The 860-nt window shown below is 49.1% G+C and carries 2 protein-coding genes; both read right to left on the bottom strand.

The features are described from left to right. Window positions 1-302 (bottom strand): type II secretion system protein M (locus tag R7040_RS25450; RefSeq protein ID WP_318097422.1); only part of this gene is annotated, 302 nt, incomplete at its 3' end. A gap of 7 nt (window positions 303-309) precedes the next feature. Next, window positions 310-860, bottom strand: a 551-nt coding sequence (gene gspL / locus R7040_RS25445; RefSeq protein WP_318097421.1) for a type II secretion system protein GspL, incomplete at its 5' end; no start/stop codon positions are given.

Raw genomic sequence — 860 nt, 5'->3', positions numbered from 1 at the left:
TCCACCTTAAAACGGCGCGCTGATGAAGAGACAAGTTGGTTAAGTGGCTGATTGGAAAAACTGACACCCCCGCTTTTTCTCAATGCGGTAATGTCATCAGCTTTGTCTTGTACCCATGTAAGCAATTGCTTTTCACTTTGGATACGAGATTGCGCCAACTCTGCACGTTGGCTCATCGGCTGCAGCAGCCCCCAGTAAAGAATGCCAAGGATGGCGAATGCACCGCAGCCCAGCACAAGTCGTTGTTCACGCTGAGAGATGCCACTCCACCAAGCTTGCGCTTGAGAAATTAAATTCTTCATCATCACCTCACTGACGCTTCAACACAAAGCTACCCATCACAACGTTATCGCTGCGATTAAGCTGACCTTGCTCAACATTAAACTTCTCAGCCAACTTCACACGAGCCTGCTCAAAAGGCTGGAAGTCTGAGCTACGTGCGTGAATGCGCACTTCACCACGTTGGCCGTCATACTTAAAGCTGGTGATTTCTAGATCTTTCACCTGACCAAGCGTTGCTGGCAAGGCAGCAAGCCAAGACAACATCGCAACATCTGTTGAGCCACCAGATAAACGGCGCTCTTCATCTGTCATTTGACGCTTTAAGTAACTTACGGTCGGAATTCGATTCTTGTTTGGGAAAACCTGACGGAAAATACGTTCGCTTTCTTCACGATAGGCTTGTGCTTGCGCCTCGTACTTGTGGACGACGAGAAGTTGCTGAGCCACGACCACCACTAACAAAACGCCCGCAGCGATAGCCGCCTTTTGCCAAACTTTCCAGTACTTACCCCAAGAAGACTTCGGCTTAAACTCGCCAGTTAACAGGTTCGTTTTACTACTCGCGACGCCTTTTGCGA

This window comes from Vibrio sp. 1069, from assembly GCF_033340555.1.
Note: the sequence above shows the minus strand (reverse complement) of the source record. Positions and strands in the feature narration are given on the sequence as shown.